At 59.7% G+C, this 19,890-nt stretch carries 18 protein-coding genes; 2 read left to right on the top strand and 16 right to left on the bottom strand.

Annotated elements, in window-relative coordinates; all coding sequences use genetic code 11:
* Positions 1 to 36: 36 nt before the first annotated feature.
* From QRN10_RS11045 to QRN10_RS10970, 16 genes are all read right to left on the bottom strand, one after another.
* On the bottom strand, positions 37 to 1,068 hold the full coding sequence (locus tag QRN10_RS11045; RefSeq protein ID WP_266245292.1) for a DUF5924 family protein: 1,032 nt from the start codon (positions 1,066 to 1,068) through the stop codon (positions 37 to 39).
* A gap of 69 nt (positions 1,069 to 1,137) precedes the next feature.
* Positions 1,138 to 2,520: a M16 family metallopeptidase gene (locus QRN10_RS11040; protein WP_285428408.1), complete on the bottom strand. Its 1,383-nt coding sequence runs from the start codon at positions 2,518 to 2,520 to the stop codon at positions 1,138 to 1,140.
* 57 nt (positions 2,521 to 2,577) lie between these two features.
* Positions 2,578 to 4,236, bottom strand: coding sequence for a Na/Pi cotransporter family protein (locus QRN10_RS11035; protein ID WP_181077372.1), 1,659 nt, complete (start codon positions 4,234 to 4,236; stop codon positions 2,578 to 2,580).
* Between the two features lie 433 nt (positions 4,237 to 4,669).
* Entirely contained in the window at positions 4,670 to 5,437 is a 768-nt protein-coding gene (locus QRN10_RS11030) for a TerC family protein (protein ID WP_181081888.1), read from the bottom strand.
* A gap of 61 nt (positions 5,438 to 5,498) precedes the next feature.
* Positions 5,499 to 6,806: a CitMHS family transporter gene (locus QRN10_RS11025; RefSeq protein WP_034101743.1), complete on the bottom strand. Its 1,308-nt coding sequence runs from the start codon at positions 6,804 to 6,806 to the stop codon at positions 5,499 to 5,501.
* 292 nt (positions 6,807 to 7,098) lie between these two features.
* Positions 7,099 to 9,060, bottom strand: a complete 1,962-nt coding sequence (locus QRN10_RS11020) for a DUF7844 domain-containing protein (protein WP_285428407.1) — start codon at positions 9,058 to 9,060, stop codon at positions 7,099 to 7,101.
* Positions 9,057 to 9,377 (bottom strand): DUF2388 domain-containing protein, encoded by a 321-nt coding sequence (locus QRN10_RS11015; protein WP_181081886.1) that lies wholly within the window; start codon positions 9,375 to 9,377, stop codon positions 9,057 to 9,059. The genes QRN10_RS11020 and QRN10_RS11015 overlap by 4 nt, the downstream gene beginning before the upstream one ends.
* 26 nt (positions 9,378 to 9,403) lie before the next feature.
* Complete coding sequence (locus QRN10_RS11010) at positions 9,404 to 9,712, bottom strand: DUF2388 domain-containing protein (RefSeq protein ID WP_285428406.1); 309 nt, start codon at positions 9,710 to 9,712, stop codon at positions 9,404 to 9,406.
* A 102-nt stretch (positions 9,713 to 9,814) separates the two neighbouring features.
* Entirely contained in the window at positions 9,815 to 10,135 is a 321-nt protein-coding gene (locus QRN10_RS11005; RefSeq protein ID WP_181081884.1) for a DUF2388 domain-containing protein, read from the bottom strand.
* A 134-nt stretch (positions 10,136 to 10,269) separates the two neighbouring features.
* Positions 10,270 to 10,455, bottom strand: a complete 186-nt coding sequence (locus QRN10_RS11000; RefSeq protein WP_181081883.1) for a DUF1127 domain-containing protein — start codon at positions 10,453 to 10,455, stop codon at positions 10,270 to 10,272.
* A gap of 258 nt (positions 10,456 to 10,713) precedes the next feature.
* Positions 10,714 to 10,926, bottom strand: coding sequence for a DUF1127 domain-containing protein (locus QRN10_RS10995; RefSeq protein WP_181081882.1), 213 nt, complete (start codon positions 10,924 to 10,926; stop codon positions 10,714 to 10,716).
* 318 nt (positions 10,927 to 11,244) lie between these two features.
* Positions 11,245 to 12,738: a succinyl-CoA:acetate CoA-transferase ScpC gene (gene scpC, locus QRN10_RS10990; RefSeq protein ID WP_285428405.1), complete on the bottom strand. Its 1,494-nt coding sequence runs from the start codon at positions 12,736 to 12,738 to the stop codon at positions 11,245 to 11,247.
* A 179-nt stretch (positions 12,739 to 12,917) separates the two neighbouring features.
* Entirely contained in the window at positions 12,918 to 14,354 is a 1,437-nt protein-coding gene (locus QRN10_RS10985; protein ID WP_181081880.1) for an NAD(P)(+) transhydrogenase (Re/Si-specific) subunit beta, read from the bottom strand.
* Positions 14,351 to 14,674 carry an NAD(P) transhydrogenase subunit alpha part 2 gene (locus QRN10_RS10980; protein WP_124413458.1) on the bottom strand — a complete coding sequence of 108 codons (324 nt, stop codon included), beginning with the start codon at positions 14,672 to 14,674 and terminating at the stop codon, positions 14,351 to 14,353. Before QRN10_RS10980 ends, QRN10_RS10985 begins: the two co-directional genes overlap by 4 nt.
* A gap of 15 nt (positions 14,675 to 14,689) precedes the next feature.
* Positions 14,690 to 15,811 carry a Re/Si-specific NAD(P)(+) transhydrogenase subunit alpha gene (locus QRN10_RS10975; protein WP_285428404.1) on the bottom strand — a complete coding sequence of 374 codons (1,122 nt, stop codon included), beginning with the start codon at positions 15,809 to 15,811 and terminating at the stop codon, positions 14,690 to 14,692.
* Between the two features lie 438 nt (positions 15,812 to 16,249).
* Positions 16,250 to 17,161, bottom strand: a complete 912-nt coding sequence (locus tag QRN10_RS10970) for a LysR family transcriptional regulator (RefSeq protein ID WP_181081878.1) — start codon at positions 17,159 to 17,161, stop codon at positions 16,250 to 16,252.
* A 158-nt stretch (positions 17,162 to 17,319) separates the two neighbouring features.
* Here QRN10_RS10970 and QRN10_RS10965 point away from each other — a divergent pair, with 158 nt between their 5' ends.
* Both QRN10_RS10965 and QRN10_RS10960 read left to right on the top strand, forming a co-directional pair.
* Positions 17,320 to 18,501 carry an acyl-CoA dehydrogenase gene (locus QRN10_RS10965; protein WP_266245318.1) on the top strand — a complete coding sequence of 394 codons (1,182 nt, stop codon included), beginning with the start codon at positions 17,320 to 17,322 and terminating at the stop codon, positions 18,499 to 18,501.
* 13 nt (positions 18,502 to 18,514) lie between these two features.
* Complete coding sequence (locus QRN10_RS10960) at positions 18,515 to 19,735, top strand: CaiB/BaiF CoA transferase family protein (protein WP_285428402.1); 1,221 nt, start codon at positions 18,515 to 18,517, stop codon at positions 19,733 to 19,735.
* Positions 19,736 to 19,890: the final 155 nt, after the last annotated feature.

Here is a 19,890-nt window from a genome sequence, read left to right as displayed (position 1 = left end):
GTTTTCACAAAGCCCTACGTAATAGCACGAAGCTGCCTACTGTGGGTTGTCCGTTTGTGCTGTGTCGGTGACTTTAAAGCGCAGCACGCCGATAACCTGTCCATCCTCGGTCAATACCTGGACCTGCCAGCGCCCTGCCGAGTCCCCCGGGAAGTTCTGCTTGTGGGTCCAGGCACGGTAGCCTTCCTTGCGCCCGCCATGAATGTCCAGGGCAATGCGGTCTACTTCCTTACCGTTGAATTTCCACACGTGGTAGATGCGCTCATCCAACCCGCGCGGCGCGTTAATCGCGGTATAAGCGTACAACCCGCCGCTGCGCAGTTGTGCGGCGGAGACTTCCTTGAGGTCATGCCCTGGCGTACGGTCCTGCAGCTGGGTACTGATGGCCACCTCTGTCATCCACAGGGTGGCCGGCGGCACCCAGCTGCGCAGTAACCAGCCGGCACAACCAATGGCCGCAGTAACACCCAGCAACATGGCCCAACCTTTAAGACTGCGCAGCGGCATGCTCACCGCCAGGCTTGGAATTGATAGCGCCATGGCCACGCCAAGGGCGAGTTTGTAGCTCTCGGCGGTGGTCAGGTGCAGGATGATCGGCAGCGCAGTGAGCAGCGCGGCGAACAGGGTCAGGGTGTGCAGGGCCAGGAACAGTGAACGCTTGGGCGCCAGCCATTTGTAGTACAACGGGTCGATGATCGACACCAGCGCTGCCGCGCCGAGCAGCCCTGTGAACACCGATTGGCCGCTGTTCCACGCGGTGGTGACGAAGAAGAACGGCAGTACGAAAAACAGGCTTTCCTGGTGGATCATCTGGGTCGCGTAGCGCAGCAGGGGCTCGGGGATCTCGCGCTTGAAGAGTTTGGTGAACAATTGGGTAAAACTGTTCTCGAGCATCAGCCAGAGCCAGCTCACCAGCATGATCACGGCAATCCAGCTGGCCATCCCCTGCTGACGGTCCACCAGAATGAAGCTGCCCACCCCCGAGATGAAGCCGCCGAGTGCAATCACCCCTGGGTAGCGCTTCATCAGTTCGAGGATGCGCTGGATATAGTGGGTCAGGTTGGGCATTCGGCGGTTCGCACTGTGTAGGAGAAATCTTAGACAGAATAGCGTCTTAGGCTGCTGTTCGGTGCCTCATTACTCAACCCGTTTGCGATAACGGCGCACGCCCACCCAGCCGATCACCATCAGTGCCAGCAGGCCTGCGCCGCTCCAACTGAGGGTGTCGTAACTGAACAGCGGCTTTTCGATGCGCCAGTAGCCCGGTTGCTTGAGAAGCTCGCGTAAGGCCTGGTTTGCCTGGTCCAGCTTGATGGCCTTGATGCGCTTGGCGGGGTCGCTGAAATGGCCGTTGTCGTAGTCGCCTGCGGCACTCCAGTAGTAGTCGGCCAGTGCGCTGTTGCCCTGCACGGCCCAGGCTTGTCGGGCGATGGCCGCTTGTTGCAGGCGTGTAAAGGTGGCCGGGTCCAGGCCGTCCTTGAGCAGTTGCGCCTTGAGGTCGTGCAGCACCTGTTCGGCTTCGTCGAGGTTTTCGCGCTCAAGATCGGCATTCAGGCTCAGAAAGCCGACGCCTCCGAGCACTTCGCGCTCGGCCCAGGGGCCGTAGGACAACCCATGCCTGAGGCGCAACTGGCGGTACAGCGCCCAGTCCAGGTAGTCCTTGAGCAGGTCATAGGTTTCATCATGTTGGTCGTCCAGTACCGGTTCCGGCAGCAGCCAGTGCAATTTGGCGCTGTTGCCCACCCAACCGTGGATCAGTTCGCGATGACTGGCGGCCGTTTGCTGGATCTGCGGCAGCGGCAAATGTTCGCTGGGCTCGACCGGCGTCAGTTGCCCGTAGGTGCGCTCGAGATAGGCCGGCAGCAGTTTATCGAGGTCGCCGACGATGATCAGCGTCATGTTATTGGGCGCGTACCAGTCCTTGCGTAGCGTTTGCAATTGATCGCGGGTCAGGTGATTGACCTCGGCACGTTCGGCGCATTTGAGCCCCAGTTCGACGGCCAGCTGGTTGCTGGCGGTGTGGCCCAGATCCTGGCGATCAAGCAGGCGTTGCAGCCGTGAGTAATGGCCGCCGTCCTCACGCTCCACCACCTGTTTGGCTGCATTGATGTGGGCGTCGGTCAGCTCGGTGCGGGTGAGGATCGCCAGCAGCAGGTCCAGCACTTTGCGCTGGTTGTACGCGGGGGCCTCGATCACGAAGGTGGTGTCCGCATTACTGGTGTAGGCGTTCCATTCGCCGCCCAGGGCCTGCATGCGCTCTTCCAGGTCGCCCTCGCCGCCGCCATCGATGCCGCTGAACAGCAAGTGCTCGAACAGATGGGGCAGCTCTTTGTCTTCGCACGGGGAGTCATCCAAGCCCACGCCGACCACCAGGCGAATAGCCACATGCCCGCGCTCGGTGCCGGGTTTGAGCAGCAATTGCAGGCCGTTGGGCAAGGTGTAGCCCTCGACTTGCAAGCGGTCAAAGGCAAAGGCATGAGCGGCGCCCAACAGCAGGCAGACGAATAACAGGCGACGCATAACTGGCTTCCTGGCGAGTGAGGTCAGTTGTAACTGACTTCACGGGCCATCTTACGTTCAGGGGGAATGCGTGATGTCGGCAATATCTTCGGCCGAGAGTGCGCCGGTGTCGGACGTTTCCAATACGACATAGGCACTGCTGCAAAACAACGAGTTCAGACGCTTCATGTCGGCAATCAGCTCAAGGTGCAGGGAACTGGTTTCCAGGCTTTGTACGATCTTGCGCTGCAGACGGCTTACATGGGCGTGGGCCAGGCGCCGCTCCTGCGCGCGGAAGCGGCGTTTCTCGCGCAGCAACTGGCGGGCACTTTCCGGGTCGGCGCTCAGAAACACCGACAGGCCCAGGCGCAGGTTGGCGATCAACTGGCTGTGCAGGTCGGTGAGTTCTTCCAGGCCCACCTCCGAGAATTGTCGGCGCTGGGACGTTTTCTGCTGCTGGACCTTGCGCAGCATGCGTTCGATCAAGTCGCCGGCCAGCTTCAGGTTGATCGACAGTTCAATGATTTCGGCCCAGCGACGGCTGTCTTGTTCGCTGAGGTCTTCACGCGGCATTTGCGCCAGATAAAGTTTGATGGCGCTGTAGAGTGCTTCGACATCGTCGCTGAGGCTGCGCATTTCCTGGGTGATCGCTGTCTGTTTGCCGCGCAGCACTTCCTGCATGGCGGTGAGCATATTGTCGATCAGGTCGCCCAGGCGCAGGGTTTCTCGCGCGGCGTTGGCTAGCGCCAAGCTAGGGGTGGTGAGGGCGGTAGGGTCCAGATGCCGTGGTTTGGCTTTGCCGTTGACCTCTTCACGCTCGGGCAGCAACCAGGCACACAGGCGCGCCATGGGGCCGATGGTCGGCAGCAGGATCAGGCAGCGGCTGACGTTGTAGAGCAGATGAAAGGTGATGACCATGCCCTGGGCGCTGTAGTCCAGGTTATCCATCCAGCGTACGAGCGGGTCGAGCACCGGGATGATCAGCAACAGGCCGATCAGTTTGTACAGCAGGCTGCCGAGTGCCACTTGGCGACCGGCTGCGTTTTGCATGCTGGTACTGAGAAACGCCAGCACGCCGCTGCCGATATTGGCGCCGATCACCAGACCGATTGCCACATGCAGGCCGATCACACCGGCACCGGCGAGGGTGGCGGTCAGCAGCACGGCGGCCAGGCTGGAGTAGGAGATCATCGCGAACAGGGCGCCGACCAAGGCATCGAGCAGGATGTCGCCGGTCAGCGAGGCAAAGATGACTTTGACGCCCTGGGCATGGGTGATTGGCCCCGCCGCTTCGACGATCAACTGCAGTGCCAGAATGATCAGCCCCAGGCCGATGCCCACCCGACCCAACTGCCCTGCCCGCGTCTGTTTGCGCGACAGGAAGAAGATCACCCCCAGGAAGATCAACAGCGGCGACAGCCAGGACAGGTCAAAGGTGAGCACCCGTGCCATCAAGGCGGTGCCCACATCGGCACCGAGCATGGTCGCCATGGCGGGCATCAGCCCCATCAGGCCCTGGCCGACGAACGACGTCACCAGCATGGCCGTGGCGTTGCTGCTCTGCACCATGGCCGTCACCAGAATGCCGGCGATAAACGCCAGCCAGCGCTTGGCCATGTTCTGACCGATGACTTGGCGCAAGTTGGAACCGTAGACCCGCAGGATGCCGGTACGGACGATGTGCGTGCCCCAGATGAGCAGGGTCACGGCGGAAAGCAGATTGAGCAAGGTCAGCATGCTCGGCCCCCCGTGTGGGTGGGCTCCAGAAGGAGCCAATGAAAAATTGCCGCGTGCCGTTCTACGTCTTGTACTTAAGCTGTAGTTGGCGAATGGGCTCGGCGCCAGCATCGCATAGCTAAAGTGGGGATTGAAACAAAACTGTCATGAAATCAGCTTTTTGCGATCAAAAAAAACGGGGCGCGAGGGCCTAATGCCAGTCAGTTAAGGAGGAACACTGTAACTGTGGCGAGCGGGCTTGCCCCGCGTTGGGCTGCGCAGCAGCCCCAATAGGAGCGTCGCGGTATGCCAGGCAGCTCCGGGACTATGTTTTGGGGCTGCTGCGCAGCCCAACGCGGGGCAAGCCCGCTCGCCACAGGTGACTGATTGTCCGTTCCGTCTCTTAACTGACCGGCATTAGGCGCGAGGGCCCCGTTTTTATTCAGGCTCGGGGTTACTGACCCGGAATGTCCTTGCGCAGTTTCACCGGATCCTTCTGCTTCTTCTTCTTTGCGATCGCGGTGCGCATCTTGATGTTCACCGCTTCCACCGCCAGCGAGAATGCCATGGCGAAGTAGACGTAGCCCTTCGGTACGTGCACATCGAAAGATTCGGCGATCAGCACGGTACCCACCACCAGCAGGAACGACAGCGCGAGCATTTTCAACGACGGGTGCTTGTCGATGAATTCGCTGATCGTGCCGGCCGCCAGCATCATCACCAGTACGGCGACGACGATCGCGGCGATCATGACCGGTACATGGGACACCATGCCGACCGCAGTGATCACCGAGTCCAGGGAGAACACAATGTCGATGATCGCGATCTGGATGATGGTGTAGATGAACTTGCCACCTGCGCCCTTGGGCTCGTCCTGGGTTTCGTCTTCACCTTCCAGCGCGTGGTACATCTCCTGGGAGCTTTTCCACAGCAGGAACAGGCCACCGAAGAACAGGATCAGGTCGCGACCGGAAATGCCTTGGCCGAGGACCACGAACAGGTCGGCGGTCAATTGCATGACCCAGGTGATCGACAGCAGCAACAGGATACGCGTGACCATGGCCAGCGCCAGGCCGAAGATCCGGGTACGTGCCTGCATGTGCTTGGGCATGCGGCTGACCAGGATCGAAATCATGATGATGTTATCGATGCCCAGGACGATCTCGAGGGCCGTCAGGGTGAAGAAGGCAATCCAGATTTCCGGATTGGTCAGCCATTCCATGTGTATACCTTTGCGCGAGTGTTAAGCCGCGCCGGTAGGACCGGCGCAGCGGGTTGTACGGTTATAGAGTGCTGAACAGCGGAAAAATCCCCATCAGCAAGGCGGCGAACATTATGCACAGGCACACCAGCACTGCCCACTTCAGGGTGAAACGCTGGTGATCGCCAAATTCGATACCGGCCAGGGCCACCAACAGGTAGGTCGATGGCACCAGCGGGCTGAGCAAGTGCACCGGTTGGCCGACGATGGAGGCGCGTGCCATTTCCACGGCGGTGATGCCGTAGTGGCTGGCGGCTTCGGCGAGTACCGGTAGCACGCCATAGTAAAACGCGTCGTTGGACATGAAGAAGGTAAACGGCATGCTCACCAGCGCGGTGATGACCGCCAGGTATGGGCCCAACGCTTCAGGGATGACCGCCAGCAGGCTCTTGGACATGGCATCGACCATGCCGGTGCCCGACAGGATGCCGGTGAAGATGCCTGCGGCGAAGATCAGCCCCACCACCGCCAATACACTGCCGGCGTGGGCGGCGACGCGGTCTTTCTGTTGTTGCAGGCACGGGTAGTTGACGATCATTGCAATGCTGAACGCCACCATGAACAGCACCGGTAGTGGCAACAGGCCTGCAATCAGCGTGCACATCAGGGCCAGGGTCAGGGCGCCGTTGAACCAGATCAGCTTTGGACGGCGAGCATCCGGGTACTGCGACACACTGATCTCGCTGTGGTCGATTTCGTCGCCTTGCAGGTGCAGTTCACCCAGGCGCGCTCGTTCGCGCTTGCCGTACATATAGGCAATCACCAGGATCGCCACCACACCGGCGGCCATGGCGGGAATCATCGGTACGAAAATATCCGACGGGTCCACATGCAGCGCACTGGCGGCGCGGGCGGTCGGGCCGCCCCAGGGCGTCATGTTCATCACGCCGCCGGCGAGAATGATCAGGCCGGCCATGATCCGCGGGCTCATGCCGATGCGCTGGTACAGCGGCAACATGGCGGCCACGCAGATCATGTAAGTGGTGGCGCCGTCACCGTCGAGGGACACCACCAGGGCCAGCACGGCAGTACCCACCGAGACTTTCAGCGGGTCGCCCTTGACCATCTTGAGGATCTTGCGCACGGCCGGATCGAACAGGCCGGAGTCGATCATCAGGGCAAAGTAGAGGATGGCGAACATCAGCATCACGCCGGTCGGCGCGAGCTTGGTGATGCCTTCAAGCATCATCGGGCCGATCTTCGGTGCGAAACCGCCGAACAGCGCGAACAGGATCGGCACGATGATCAGGGCGATCAGCGCGGACAGGCGCTTGGTCATGATGAGGAACATGAACGTGATGACCATGGCAAAGCCAAGGAAAGTCAGCATAGGAATACTCCAGGCGTAGCGCGGCTAGGGAATGGCGAACCGGGACGGGTCAGCGCAGAACGAAAGGCACGAGACGTACGGGAGGAGTTGGAACGAACAGGCGGGTACGGACGGACATCGGGGATCACCATTGTTGTTGTGTACAGCCGATCTATTGCCGGCAGTTGGGGGCGATCCTAGACGCGTAAGCTTTCAGCCAGCTTTCGCCGGCAAAACAGTCAGTGTGAGCAAGACGCGCGGTCTTCAAGCTTGTGCAGGTCAAAATCTATCAAGGGGCAAGCCCCTCCCACCTTCACGGCAGTTCGAGCCCGCCCGCCGCTTTGTGCAGTTTGCGCAGATGTTCACCGACCTGCTTGAGGTTGGCTTCACACGCGGCAATCTCGGCGGCGCGGGAGGGTTCAAGCAGCGCCCTCACCTCTTTGTCCAGCTCACCGGTCAGTGACTGGAGCTGCTTTTGGCGTTCGGCGCTTTCTGACTCCAGGCGTTCGGCTTCCGACGGTTGCGGCAGGCCATAGCCTCCGGCGCCGAGCAGTTCGGCCGGGCGACTGAGAAAGCCGCTGTTGGCGAGGATCTGTTGCAGCGTGGCATTGGCTTTCTCCATGCCGCCATTTTTCAACTCGCGGGCACCGAGGTAGCGTTGCTTGACCTCATCCTGGGCCAGCATCAGCTGTTTGCGAAAACTGGCCTGTTCCAGCAGCAGCAACGCCGCGCTGGTGCGCAGATCGGCCTGGTCGAACCATTGGCGACGTTGCGCCGCGTCCAGCGCCAACCAATCTTCAACCTGGGTCTGTTTGATCGGTAGATGCTTGCGCAATACATCGAACATCGCCTGATAGCGTTCGCGGAACGAGTCGAAGTGATAGCCCAGGCGCAGCGCTTCGCGTTTGTCGTCCAGTACGCTGGTATCGGCCAGGCCGCGAGCCTGCAGCACTTCCAGCAGACCATTGGGGGTGATGTTGTCCAGGCCGGTCAGTTGCGGGTTGGCGCTGCCGCTGCGCAACAGCTTGAGGCTTTCGACGGCGCAGTTGTTGGACAGGAAGAAATAGTTTCCGTCGTAGCTCCAATGCATTTCAGCGGCGTGCTCGACGGTTTCGTTGATCTCCTGGCGCGACAATTTCAGCGGGACGGAGGCCAGGCCGCGCAGCTCAGTCTTGGTGTATTCGTCGATGACCTGGGCCAGCGGCAATACGAACAGGCGCGACGGGTATTTGCCCACCAGGCCGTCCCAGCTCGACAGCTGCACGTCACCGACGAAGGCGCGGTAGGACAGCACCAGGTGCTGGTCCAGGTCCAGCCGACAATCGGGCCCGCGCGGCCGGCCGGGGGCGCAGATCACCAGCCGCAGCATGCTGTGGCCCCAGCGGCTTACCAGGTTCTGGTTGGCTTCGGCCAGCAGATAGTCAATCTGGTACACCCGCTCGGGATCGATATGGCCCAGCGGCGTCTTGGCGAAATCATTGCCGGCATTGAGAAACGCGTACGTCTTGGCGCACGCGTCCTGCCCGGGCGGCGCCCAGCCGAAATGGTCACGGTAATAGCGGAACAACGCCGGGCGGCGGCAGGCGTAGCTCGGGTCGAGGAGGAAGTACTCCATGTTGACCGCGACGAACTCCAGTGGGCTGGTGGTTTCGTAGAGGTCCGGGCTGCGCACGACCTGGCGGTTGTGCTGCTCGCGCTCGCCGCGCCGGCCGACGTATTGCGGCCAACCGGCGAGGTCGAGCAATCGAGGATCATCGCTGAGGGTAAAGCGCCGGTCGTTCTGGCCCCGGCACTGATCCGGCAGGCCGATCACGCCAGTGATGCTGTTCTGGCGGCTGCAGCGCTGGATCAGCGCGCGTTCGTCTTTGGACCACAGGCGCGCGCGGTCATAGATGTGGGTCAGTTCGTGCAGAACCGTGGCGAGCATTTCCCGGCGCACCGTACCGTGGGGACGATTGGTTTGACGGGCGGCGGCGCTGCCGTCGGTCAGGCTGGTCAGCAGGTTGCGGTTGAGGTCCAGCTCCGACACCAGAGAGGCCTGGCCGTAGGCGTTGCCGGGCATTTTGTCGGTCCAGCCGACATCGATGCGCCGGTCCAGTTGCTCGATAAAGCGCGGCGGCAACGCGCGCATCGCCTCATCGAGCAAAGCCTGGCTGGCTTGTTGCTCAGCCGGGCTCAAGCCATCGGACTTGAGCCGCAGCTGCAGGCTGGCCTGCGCTGCGCCGGTACACAGCAGCACAGTCCCGGCCAGCAGCCAGGCGGCGAGGTGCCTCACAGTGCGAGGATGGCTTCGGCGAGAGTCTGGTCAGTGGCATCGCGAGCTTCCGGCACGCGGGTGCGCAGGGTATCGAAGGCGGCTTCAAGTTGCGCGCCGCGGATCTCACCGTTGGTGGCAACAAAACTGGCGGCATCATCGTGGGCTTCGCGCACGACTTTGGAGTCGCGGATTGAGGTGGTGGTGTCCGAGGTGAAATCAATGGTGCGGCCAAAGGCGCGAACAATGATGTTACTGGTGGCCACCAGCGTGTGTGCCTGGGCAACATCGGCCAATAACAGCAGGCCAAGGGTGGCGGCGATCAGCGGGCTACGCATGGGATGACTCCGAAATACAAAGATGTTTATTGGACGAGTATTGCTTGCGCCAGTTCACGGTCGCTGGCGTTAAGTTTTGGCTGGGTGCGGCGCAGGTAATCCAGCGCTGATTCCAGCCTTGCTCCCCGCCATTGGCCGTCAGTGGCGACAAACACGGCAGCATCATCCTGGGCTGCCATCAGCAACTTTCTATCGAAGGGCGCGGAGGTCACCTTGCTGGTGGCATAGGCGCTCGCGACAGTGCCTTGAAGGGTCACGTCAAAGGCCGATGCCAGAGGCGACCAGCTCGCTGAAAACAACACAGGGACAAGGAACAGTCGGTATGAAAAAGCCATGGGACTCGACAACTGGAAACGAGCGCCAAGGCTAGCGCAATGCCCGGACGAGAGCCAGCGCGGAGGCGTCCGGGAGCGGCTCGCGCTCCCTTGCCCGTTGCCTCAAATGGCCAGGATGGCCTGGGCCAGCTGTGCGTCAGTTGCGGTGTTCAATTGCGGGGCTTGTTGGCGGATCTGGGCCAGAGCGCTTTCCAGCTTCACTCCACGAATGGCGCCTTCGCTGGCGACAAAGCTGGCGGCGTCGTCACGGGCGGCGCGTACCACCTTGTTGTCGCGCAGGGATGACGTGGCATCGGAGGTGGCGTCGGAGGTGGCTTTCAGCGCGCCGACAATGGAGTCGGTGGTCACGATGAAGCTGCTTGCGTTGGCGGTGGCAGCCAGGGTCAACAGCGCAGCGGCACTAAGAAGGCGAAGACGGGGCATGGGGTGACTCCTTGGGTGAACGGATAAAGTGGTGCAGAACAGCCTTGGGGATCAGACGCCTGCTCCCCGTGCTTCGCCACTTGGTAGCGGGATATTAAGCTGCCGTTTATGCGTTCGGATAGCGTCTTGACTGCCTAGTCACGCCAAAAAGGCTTGGACAGCTCGGCCATGCGATCTCCTGGCGTAATGCCTGCATCGGCCAAGTCCCGCAAATCAAGCTGAGTTAACTGACGTCGACCTTGAGCACGCAGGGCCCAACGGCCTAGAGCCTCGACGAAGCGCAGTGCCAGCCGTTTATATAAAGCGGGTTGGAAGTTCATCTGTGTGGCCTCGATTCTGGTCTGGCACACCAGAATGGCTGAGCTGGTTTAACCAATACAGATACAACGGCACTGAATTGTACTTATCATCTGTTGGATTATTTTAACTGTACTGGTCCTGCGCTGCGGGTTCTGTTTTTCGTCGCAATCGAATCCCGGAAACGACAAAGCCCACCTCCGGTTTCCCGGGGCGGGCTTTGTTTTGTTCAATCTGGTTGCTGGCAGTGGACCGTTCAGGTCAGGGCCAGCGAGCGCTCATCAGCGCCAGAACGGCTTGCTCAGCTCTTCGTAGCGTTGTGCTTCGCTGATACCGGCATCAGCCAGCAGGCGCGAATCCAGACGAGCCAGTTGGTGGCGGCTGGAGATGCGACGTTGCCACAGCATCAGGTTGGCCAGAACGCGCAGAGGCAGAGCGGCTTGGTTGTTTACGGCTTTTTCAGAGAACAGTTCGGAACTGAGTGTACGTTCCATGATGGCATCCTTCCGCTTGTGGCGGGATTAGGTAGTGGTTTAACTGATGCCAATGATCCTCCTGCGGCGCAACACTCTCTAGATACAGTTCACTTGTATTGTGAGGGGCCAGTTAACTGTTTATAGGGGCTGTACTGTACGGAAACGGGGCAACTGTACCTGTCTGCACTGAAGTGGTGCGAAATAGTCGGTTTCGAGTGACTGTGTCAGCTATTTCCCTAGGAAAAGACCGGTACAGCAGTACAGTTTTTTCAGGAATGGCGCGAATTACTGCAGGGCTGATGAAACTGTATTTGCACCAGCCCGGATCTGTATGAATCAAGCCTTTAGCATATGCCCGGTTTCTTCCAGATTGATGTGCCAGCTCAGTGCCTCGCGCAGGATATGCGGGGTGTGTCCGCCGAGTGTGCAGGCGGTCTCGAAGTAAGTGTTCAGCGCGTCACGGTACGCTGGGTGCACACAGTTATCGATGATCACCCGCGCCCGTTCCCGTGGCGCCAGGCCGCGCAGATCGGCCAGGCCGACTTCGGTGACCAGGATGTCCACATCATGCTCGGTGTGATCCACATGGCTGACCATCGGTACCACACTGGAAATCGCGCCGCCCTTGGCGATGGATTTGGTCACGAAGATCGCCAGGTGCGCATTGCGCGCGAAGTCACCTGAGCCGCCGATGCCGTTCATCATCCGCGTGCCGCAGACGTGGGTGGAGTTGACGTTGCCATAGATGTCGAACTCCAGGGCTGTGTTGATGCCGATAATGCCCAGGCGTCGCACCACTTCAGGGTGGTTGGAAATTTCCTGGGGACGCAGCACCAGTTTGTCCTTATAGCGCTCCAGGTTGCCGAACACGTCGGCATTGCGCCGTTGCGACAGAGTGATCGAGCTGCCCGAGGCGAAGCTCAGCTTGCCGGCGTCGAGCAGGTCGAATGTCGAGTCTTGCAACACTTCCGAATACATGGTCAGGTCTTCGAAAGGCGAGTCGATCAAGCCGCACATCACAGCGTTGGCGATGTTACCGATGCCCGCTTGCAGCGGCCCGAGTTTGTTGGTCATGCGCCCGGCGTCCACTTCCTGCCTGAGGAAGTTGATGAGGTGGTTGGCGATGCCTTGGGTGTCGCTGTCGGGCGGGGTTACGGTCGACGCTGAGTCCGCCTGATTGGTGATGACGATCGCGACGATCTTCTCTGGCGGAATCGGGATTGCGGTGCTGCCGATACGATCGTCCACCTTTACCAATGGGATCGGCGTGCGGGTTGGACGGTAGGTCGGAATATAGATGTCGTGCAGCCCTTCCAGATTCGGATTGTGCGCGAGGTTGATCTCGATGATCACCTGTTTGGCGAAAATTGCGAAACTGGCTGAGTTACCCACCGACGTGGTGGGCACGATGTGGCCTTGCTCGGTGATAGCGATGGCTTCGATCACCGCAATGTCCGGCAGCTTGAGTTGATTGTTGCGCAGTTGCTCGACGGTTTCCGACAAATGCTGATCGATAAACATCACCTGGCCTGCGTTGATGGCCTTGCGCAAGGTGCTGTCGACCTGGAATGGCATGCGCCGGGACAACACACCGGCTTCGGTCAGTTGCTTGTCCAGGTCATTGCCCAGGCTGGCGCCGGTCATCAGGGTGATTTTCAGCGGGGAGGTCTTGGCCCGTTCGGCCAGGGCGTGGGGGACGGCCTTGGCTTCACCGGCGCGGGTGAAGCCGCTCATGCCGACGGTCATGCCGTCCTCGATCAGTGCGGCGGCGTCTGCCGCGCTCATGACCTTGTTCAACAACGAAGGCAAGCGGATACGATCACGGTACATGAATGGTTATCTCGGGCTACGGAAGCAAGGTAGGCAGTGTAGTGATTTCAAAAAAATTCGGCCCGCTACCATGGTCGAATGCAAGCTAGCGATTTAGAGCCTTTGGTCGGGTTTCATCCCGCAATAAAAAACCCCAGCCTATGTCGCGCCGGGGTTTCGAGTATTGCGCTGGAGCAGTGTTACTCGACGGCTTTGACCATGTCTTCGATGACCTTTTTGGCGTCACCGAACACCATCATGGTCTTGTCGAGATAGAACAGCTCGTTGTCCAGCCCCGCATAGCCGCTGGCCATGGAGCGCTTGTTGACGATGATGGTCTTGGCCTTGAAGGCTTCGAGGATCGGCATCCCGGCAATCGGCGATTTCGGATCGTTCTTCGCGGCCGGGTTGACCACGTCGTTGGCACCCAACACCAGCACTACGTCGGCCTGGCCGAACTCGGAGTTGATGTCTTCCATCTCAAACACCTGGTCGTACGGCACTTCCGCCTCGGCGAGCAACACGTTCATGTGTCCGGGCATGCGACCGGCCACCGGGTGGATCGCGTATTTCACCGTAACACCGTGGTGAGTGAGTTTCTCGGTCAACTCCTTGAGCGCATGCTGCGCCCGCGCCACCGCCAGGCCATAGCCTGGCACGATGATTACGGTGTCGGCGTTGGTGAGCAGGAAGGTGGCGTCGTCTGCCGAACCGGATTTCACCGGACGCGCTTCCTTGGAGCCAGCGGCCGCACCGGCGTCTGGCGTATTACCGAAGCCGCCGAGCAACACATTGAAGAACGAGCGGTTCATCGCCTTGCACATGATGTACGACAGGATCGCGCCGCTGGAGCCTACCAGTGAGCCGGCAATGATCAGCATCGAGTTGTTCAGCGAGAAACCGATGCCGGCCGCCGCCCAGCCGGAATAGCTGTTGAGCATTGAGACGACTACCGGCATGTCCGCGCCACCGATCGGGATAATGATCAGCACGCCCAATACAAACGCCAGCGCCAGCATCAGTGCGAAGGCGGTGAGGTTGCCGGTGAACATGAACGCCAGACCCAGGCCCAGGGTTGCCAGCCCAAGCACCAGGTTCAGTTTGTGCTGGCCGCCGAACTGTACCGGTGCCCCCTGAAACAGGCGGAACTTGTACTTGCCCGACAGCTTGCCGAAAGCGATCACCGAGCCGGAAAACGTAATCGCACCGATGGCCGCGCCCAGGAACAGTTCCAGGCGGTTGCCGGCAGGAATCGCATCGCCAAGGTGTTTGACGATGCCCAGGGATTGCGGCTCGACCACGGCGGCGATGGCGATAAACACCGCGGCCAGGCCGATCATGCTGTGCATGAACGCCACCAGCTCCGGCATCTTGGTCATTTCTACCCGCTTGGCCATGATCGAGCCGGCGGTGCCACCGATCAGAAGGCCGACGATCACATAGCCTATACCGGCAGTGGCCAGCTCGGCGCCGAGCTTATAGATGAGGCCCACGGTGGTAAGTACGGCCAGCGCCATGCCGAGCATGCCGAACAGGTTGCCGCGACGCGACGTGGTGGGGTGCGACAGCCCCTTGAGGGCCTGGATGAAACAGATCGACGCGATCAGGTACAGCGTCGTGACGAGATTCATGCTCATGACTTCGGCGCCTCTTCTTTTACTTTCGGGGCTTTCTTCTTGAACATTTCCAGCATTCTGCGGGTGACCAGGAAACCGCCGAACACGTTGACTGCGGCCAGGGCCACCGCCAGGGTGCCCATGGTTTTGCCCAGCGGCGTCACGGTGAGGGCGGCAGCCAGCATGGCGCCGACGATCACAATGGCGGAAATCGCGTTGGTCACCGCCATCAATGGAGTGTGCAGCGCGGGCGTGACGTTCCAGACCACGTGATAGCCGACATAGATCGCCAGCACAAAGATGATCAGGTTGTAGATACCGGGGGAGATAAGCTCTTCCATCGTCTGAATCCCTGCTTAGGCGTTTTTGCGGATGACTTGGCCGTCGCGGCACATCAGGCACGCGGCGACGATGTCGTCTTCGAGGTTGATTTCGAACTGCCCTTCCTTGGTGAAGACCAGCTTCAGGAAGTCCAGCAGGTTGCGCGCGTACAACGCAGACGCATCGGCAGCGACGGCCCCGGCCAGATTGGTCGGGCCGCAAATGATCACGCCGTTTTCCACCACGACCTGGTCGGCGACGGTCAGCGGGCAGTTCCCACCCTGGGCGGCGGCAAGGTCGATGACCACCGAGCCAGGCTTCATCTGTGCGACTGTGTCGGCGCTGAGCAGCGTGGGTGCCTTGCGGCCGGGGATCAGGGCCGTGGTAATCACGATATCGGCTTGTTTTGCGCGCTCGTGCACGGCAAGGGCCTGACGCTGCATCCAGCTTGCGGGCATCGGGCGCGCGTAACCGCCGACACCGACGGCGCACTCGCGTTCTTCAGCGGTTTCGTAAGGCACCTCCACAAACTTGGCGCCGAGGGACTCGATCTGCTCCTTGACGGCCGGGCGTACGTCAGACGCTTCGATCACGGCCCCCAGACGTTTCGCCGTAGCAATTGCCTGCAGCCCGGCAACCCCCGCGCCGAGGATCAGCACGCGTGCGGCTTTTACGGTGCCTGCGGCGGTCATCAGCATCGGCATGAAGCGCGGATAGTGATGCGCGGCGAGCAGCACGGCTTTATAGCCGGCGATGTTGGCTTGGGAGGACAGTACGTCGAGGCTCTGGGCACGCGAGGTGCGTGGTGCCGCTTCGAGCGCAAAGGCAGTGACACCCTGTTCGGCCAGTTTGGTAATGGTTTCGTTGCTGAACGGATTGAGCATGCCCACCAGTACGGTGCCGCTTTTGATCAGCGGCAGCTCGCTGTCGCTGGGAGCCACGACCTTGAGGATCAGCTCGGCGCCAAATGCGTCGTTGGCACTGCCAAGGGTGGCGCCTGCTGCTTCATAGGCACTGTCGACGACGCTGGCCTTGAGGCCCGCTCCGCTTTGTACAGTGACCTTATGGCCCTGGCCGATCAGCTTTTTGATGGTTTCCGGGGTGGCAGCCACCCGCGTTTCACCGGTCTGGGTTTCGAGAGGAACACCAATGTGCACGTCAAATCTCCTGCATGATCTTTTTGCTTTTGATCTTTTTGTAAAAAGGCCAGTGCACCGCGAGTGGCGCAACTGGGGCGGCCGATCAGCACGATCCCGCTGAAATGACAGCGGGGCGCGGCATTTTGCAGGCGAACTTTACGGCCTTCAAGGGATTATGACGGGTGACGAAAAATTAACTACAAGTCACCCTGTGACTGATTGTCGCAAGGCACTGGAATAACCGCTTTAAATACAAGTGATTATGGCGTTCTAGGTGTTTTTCGCGAGGATTTTTATATTTACTGTGAATAGTCGTGTATTGACTCGTCATGGTCGTTGTAAGCCATAGGAATCATGGCTTTGAGGGTATTTCGGGCCGATGAATACAGTCTGTTTAAATGCGACATATACGTACATCTGTAGGGATAAAAAATATCTGACTACAAAGTCAGTAAGCTATTGAAGTCCTTTGATTGCTGGGCTGTAGCGTTGTGACTGATCAATAAGCCAGTCTCTGAACGCGTGCAACGAGGCGGACTCGACCTTTCGGTCAGGAATCATCAGGTAATAAGCCTTGGAGCTGGTCAGTGCTTCAGGGCTTGCGATCACCAGTTGATGCTCGTCCAGCTCGCGCTGAATCAGGAACGGCGGGATCAGCGCGATGCCCATGTCATGCGTGGCGGCCTGAGACAGCATCGAGAATAGCTCGTAACGAGGGCCTGTCATGTCACGGGGAACGTTCAGTTGCCTGGCACTGAACCACTGCCGCCAGGCATAGGGGCGTGTGGTTTGCTGCAGCAGCGGTAGCTCTGCAATTTCTTCGGCGCTGAACTGAGTGCGCTCGCCCAGCAACTGCGGACTGCAGACGGGCACGGGGTTCTCCCCCATCAATCGGTGCGATTCAGTGCCGGACCAATCGGCGTCCCCGAAGTAAATGGCCGCGTCGAAATCGGTATCCGCAAACAGGAACGGCCGCGTGCGGTTGGTGAGGTTGACTGTCACTTCCGGATGCTGGCGCTGGAAGTCCTTGAGCCTGGGGATCAGCCACTGCGTGCCGAACGTGGGGACCACGGCCAGTTCAATTACGTTGGCGCCCTGCTGACCCATTACGGACAGCGTGTCGCGTTCCACCGCGTCCAGTTGCGTCGCGACGCGACGACTATAAGACAGCCCCGCTTCGGTTAGCTTCACTCCGCGTCGCGAGCGTCGAAACAGTTCGACACCTAAAAACTCTTCAAGGCTGGCGATCTGTCGGCAAATGGCGCCTTGGGTGAGGGATAACTCCTGCGCTGCCTTGGTGAAGCTCTCATGGCGAGCCGCCGCCTCAAAACTGACAAGCGCGGTCGTGCTGGGTATTTTTCTGCGCATGTACTCTGTCCTCACTCATAAAGCCGCTGGGGGCGGATTACAACTATTACGAAGTGAGAAATTAGCACAACCCTATGCATAATCCTCGTTTGCCCCGAATGGTTACCGGGCCTAGGCTTGGTCCACGACTTCCTATGTTCTTTGCGAGGACTTGACTCATGGCTGGCAAGGCAAGCTTCAACTGGATCGATCCACTGCTGCTGGATCAACAGCTCACCGAAGAAGAGCGCATGGTGCGCGACAGTGCCGAGCAATTTGCTCAGGGCAAGCTGGCGCCGCGTGTACTTGAGGCCTTCCGTCATGAGCGGACCGACCCGGCAATTTTTCGCGAGATGGGTGAGACCGGTTTGCTGGGGGCGATGATTCCCGAACAGTACGGCGGCAGTGGCTTGAATTACGTCAGCTACGGCTTGATCGCGCGCGAAGTGGAACGTGTCGACTCCGGCTACCGCTCGATGATGAGCGTGCAGTCTTCTCTGGTCATGGTGCCGATCAATGAATTCGGTACCGAGGCGCAGAAGCAGAAGTACTTACCAAAGCTGGCCTCTGGCGAATGGATCGGTTGCTTTGGTCTGACAGAGCCTAACCACGGGTCTGACCCAGGCGCGATGATTACTCGCGCACGCAAGGTGGACGGCGGCTACAGCCTGACGGGCGCGAAGATGTGGATCACCAACAGCCCGATCGCTGATGTATTTGTGGTTTGGGGCAAGGACGATGCCGGCGATATTCGAGGCTTCGTGCTGGAAAAGGGATGGAAGGGCCTAAGCGCTCCGGCGATTCACGGAAAGGTCGGCCTGCGGGCCTCGATCACCGGCGAGATCGTAATGGATAACGTGTTTGTGCCTGAAGAGAACATCTTTCCGGATGTGCGCGGCTTGAAAGGGCCTTTCACTTGCCTGAATTCTGCGCGCTATGGCATTTCCTGGGGGGCCTTGGGGGCTGCCGAATTCTGTTGGCACACCGCTCGCCAGTACACGTTGGACCGTCATCAGTTTGGTCGGCCGTTGGCGGCAACTCAATTGATCCAGAAGAAACTGGCTGATATGCAGACTGAGATCACGCTGGCCCTGCAGGGCTGCCTGCGGCTGGGGCGTATGAAGGACGAAGGCACGGCTGCGGTGGAGATCACCTCGATCATGAAGCGCAATTCGTGTGGCAAGTCCTTGGATATCGCCCGCATGGCACGGGACATGCTGGGCGGCAACGGTATTTCCGATGAGTTCGGCGTGGCGCGTCATTTGGTGAACCTTGAAGTGGTCAACACTTATGAAGGCACTCATGACGTGCACGCCTTGATACTGGGGCGCGCGCAAACCGGTCTTCAGGCCTTCTATTAATAGGAGCATTGGCATGGGCGCGCTTTCGCATTTGCGGGTACTGGATTTGTCGCGGGTATTGGCAGGCCCCTGGTCGGGACAGATCCTTGCAGATCTTGGGGCTGAGGTGATCAAGGTCGAGCGGCCAGGTAGCGGTGACGATACGCGCGCCTGGGGACCGCCCTTTTTGAAGGACGCTTATGGTGAGAACACCAGTGAGGCGGCTTACTACCTGGCGGCCAATCGCAATAAAGAGTCGGTGACAATTGATTTCACTCGGCCGGAGGGGCAAAAGCTCGTACGGGATCTGGCGGCGAAGTCCGACATCCTTATCGAGAACTTCAAGGTCGGTGGTCTCGCGGCTTATGGGCTGGATTATGAATCACTCAAGGAGATCAATCCTGAATTGATCTACTGCTCAATCACTGGGTTTGGCCAGACAGGGCCTTATGCGGCGCGGGCGGGTTACGACTTCATGATCCAAGGGTTGGGCGGGCTCATGAGTCTGACGGGGCGGCCCGAGGGCGATGAAGGGGCCGGGCCTGTAAAGGTCGGAGTGGCGTTGACCGATATCTTGACGGGGCTTTACTCAACTGTCGCGATTCTGGCTGCGCTGGCGCATCGTGATCATGACGGTGGTGGTCAGCACATTGATATGGCCCTGCTGGACGTGCAGGTCGCTTGCTTGGCCAACCAGGCGATGAATTACCTGACAACTGGGAGCGCGCCAAAGCGTCTGGGTAACGCTCACCCCAATATCGTGCCCTATCAGGACTTTCCTACGGCGGATGGCGACTTCATCCTGACGGTGGGTAATGACGGGCAGTTCCGCAAATTCGCCGAGGTGGCTGGGCAGCCCCACTGGGCGGACGACCCGCGTTTCTCTACTAATAGAATGCGGGTGGCTAATCGTGCCGAGTTGATTCCATTGATTCGTCAGGCAACAGTCTTCAAAACGACGGCGCAGTGGGTGGCGCAATTGGAGCGCGCTGGGGTTCCCTGTGGGCCGATCAACGATTTGGCGCAGGTATTTGCTGATCCGCAGGTCACGGCGCGTGGATTGGCAATGCAACTGCCTCATGCGCTGGCAGGGGTAGTGCCCCAGGTTGCCAGTCCAATACGTTTATCCAAGACGCCCGTGGAGTATCGTAGTGCGCCCCCCTTGTTAGGTGAGCATACAGTCCAGGTGCTGCAGGGCGTGCTGGGTCTTGGAGCGGAGAATGTGGCGGCTTTGAAAGATGCAGGTGTTATCTGAATCTTTCCTTCTATATAGCTAGCTAGTGTTGGTTAGTTTTTAGCCAGATATAAGTAATTGATAGAAAGAGCAAATTAAGGGTTGACGGCAGATTCCAGAAGTCTATAATTCGCCCCACTTCCGGCGCAGTCGAAACGGAAAACTCCTTGGTAAAC

It is taken from the genome of Pseudomonas sp. lyk4-R2A-8, from assembly GCF_030209095.1.
GTDB lineage: Bacteria > Pseudomonadota > Gammaproteobacteria > Pseudomonadales > Pseudomonadaceae > Aquipseudomonas > Aquipseudomonas quebecensis.
The sequence above is the reverse complement of the archived record's forward strand: the minus strand, read 5'-3'. Positions and strand labels throughout refer to the sequence as shown.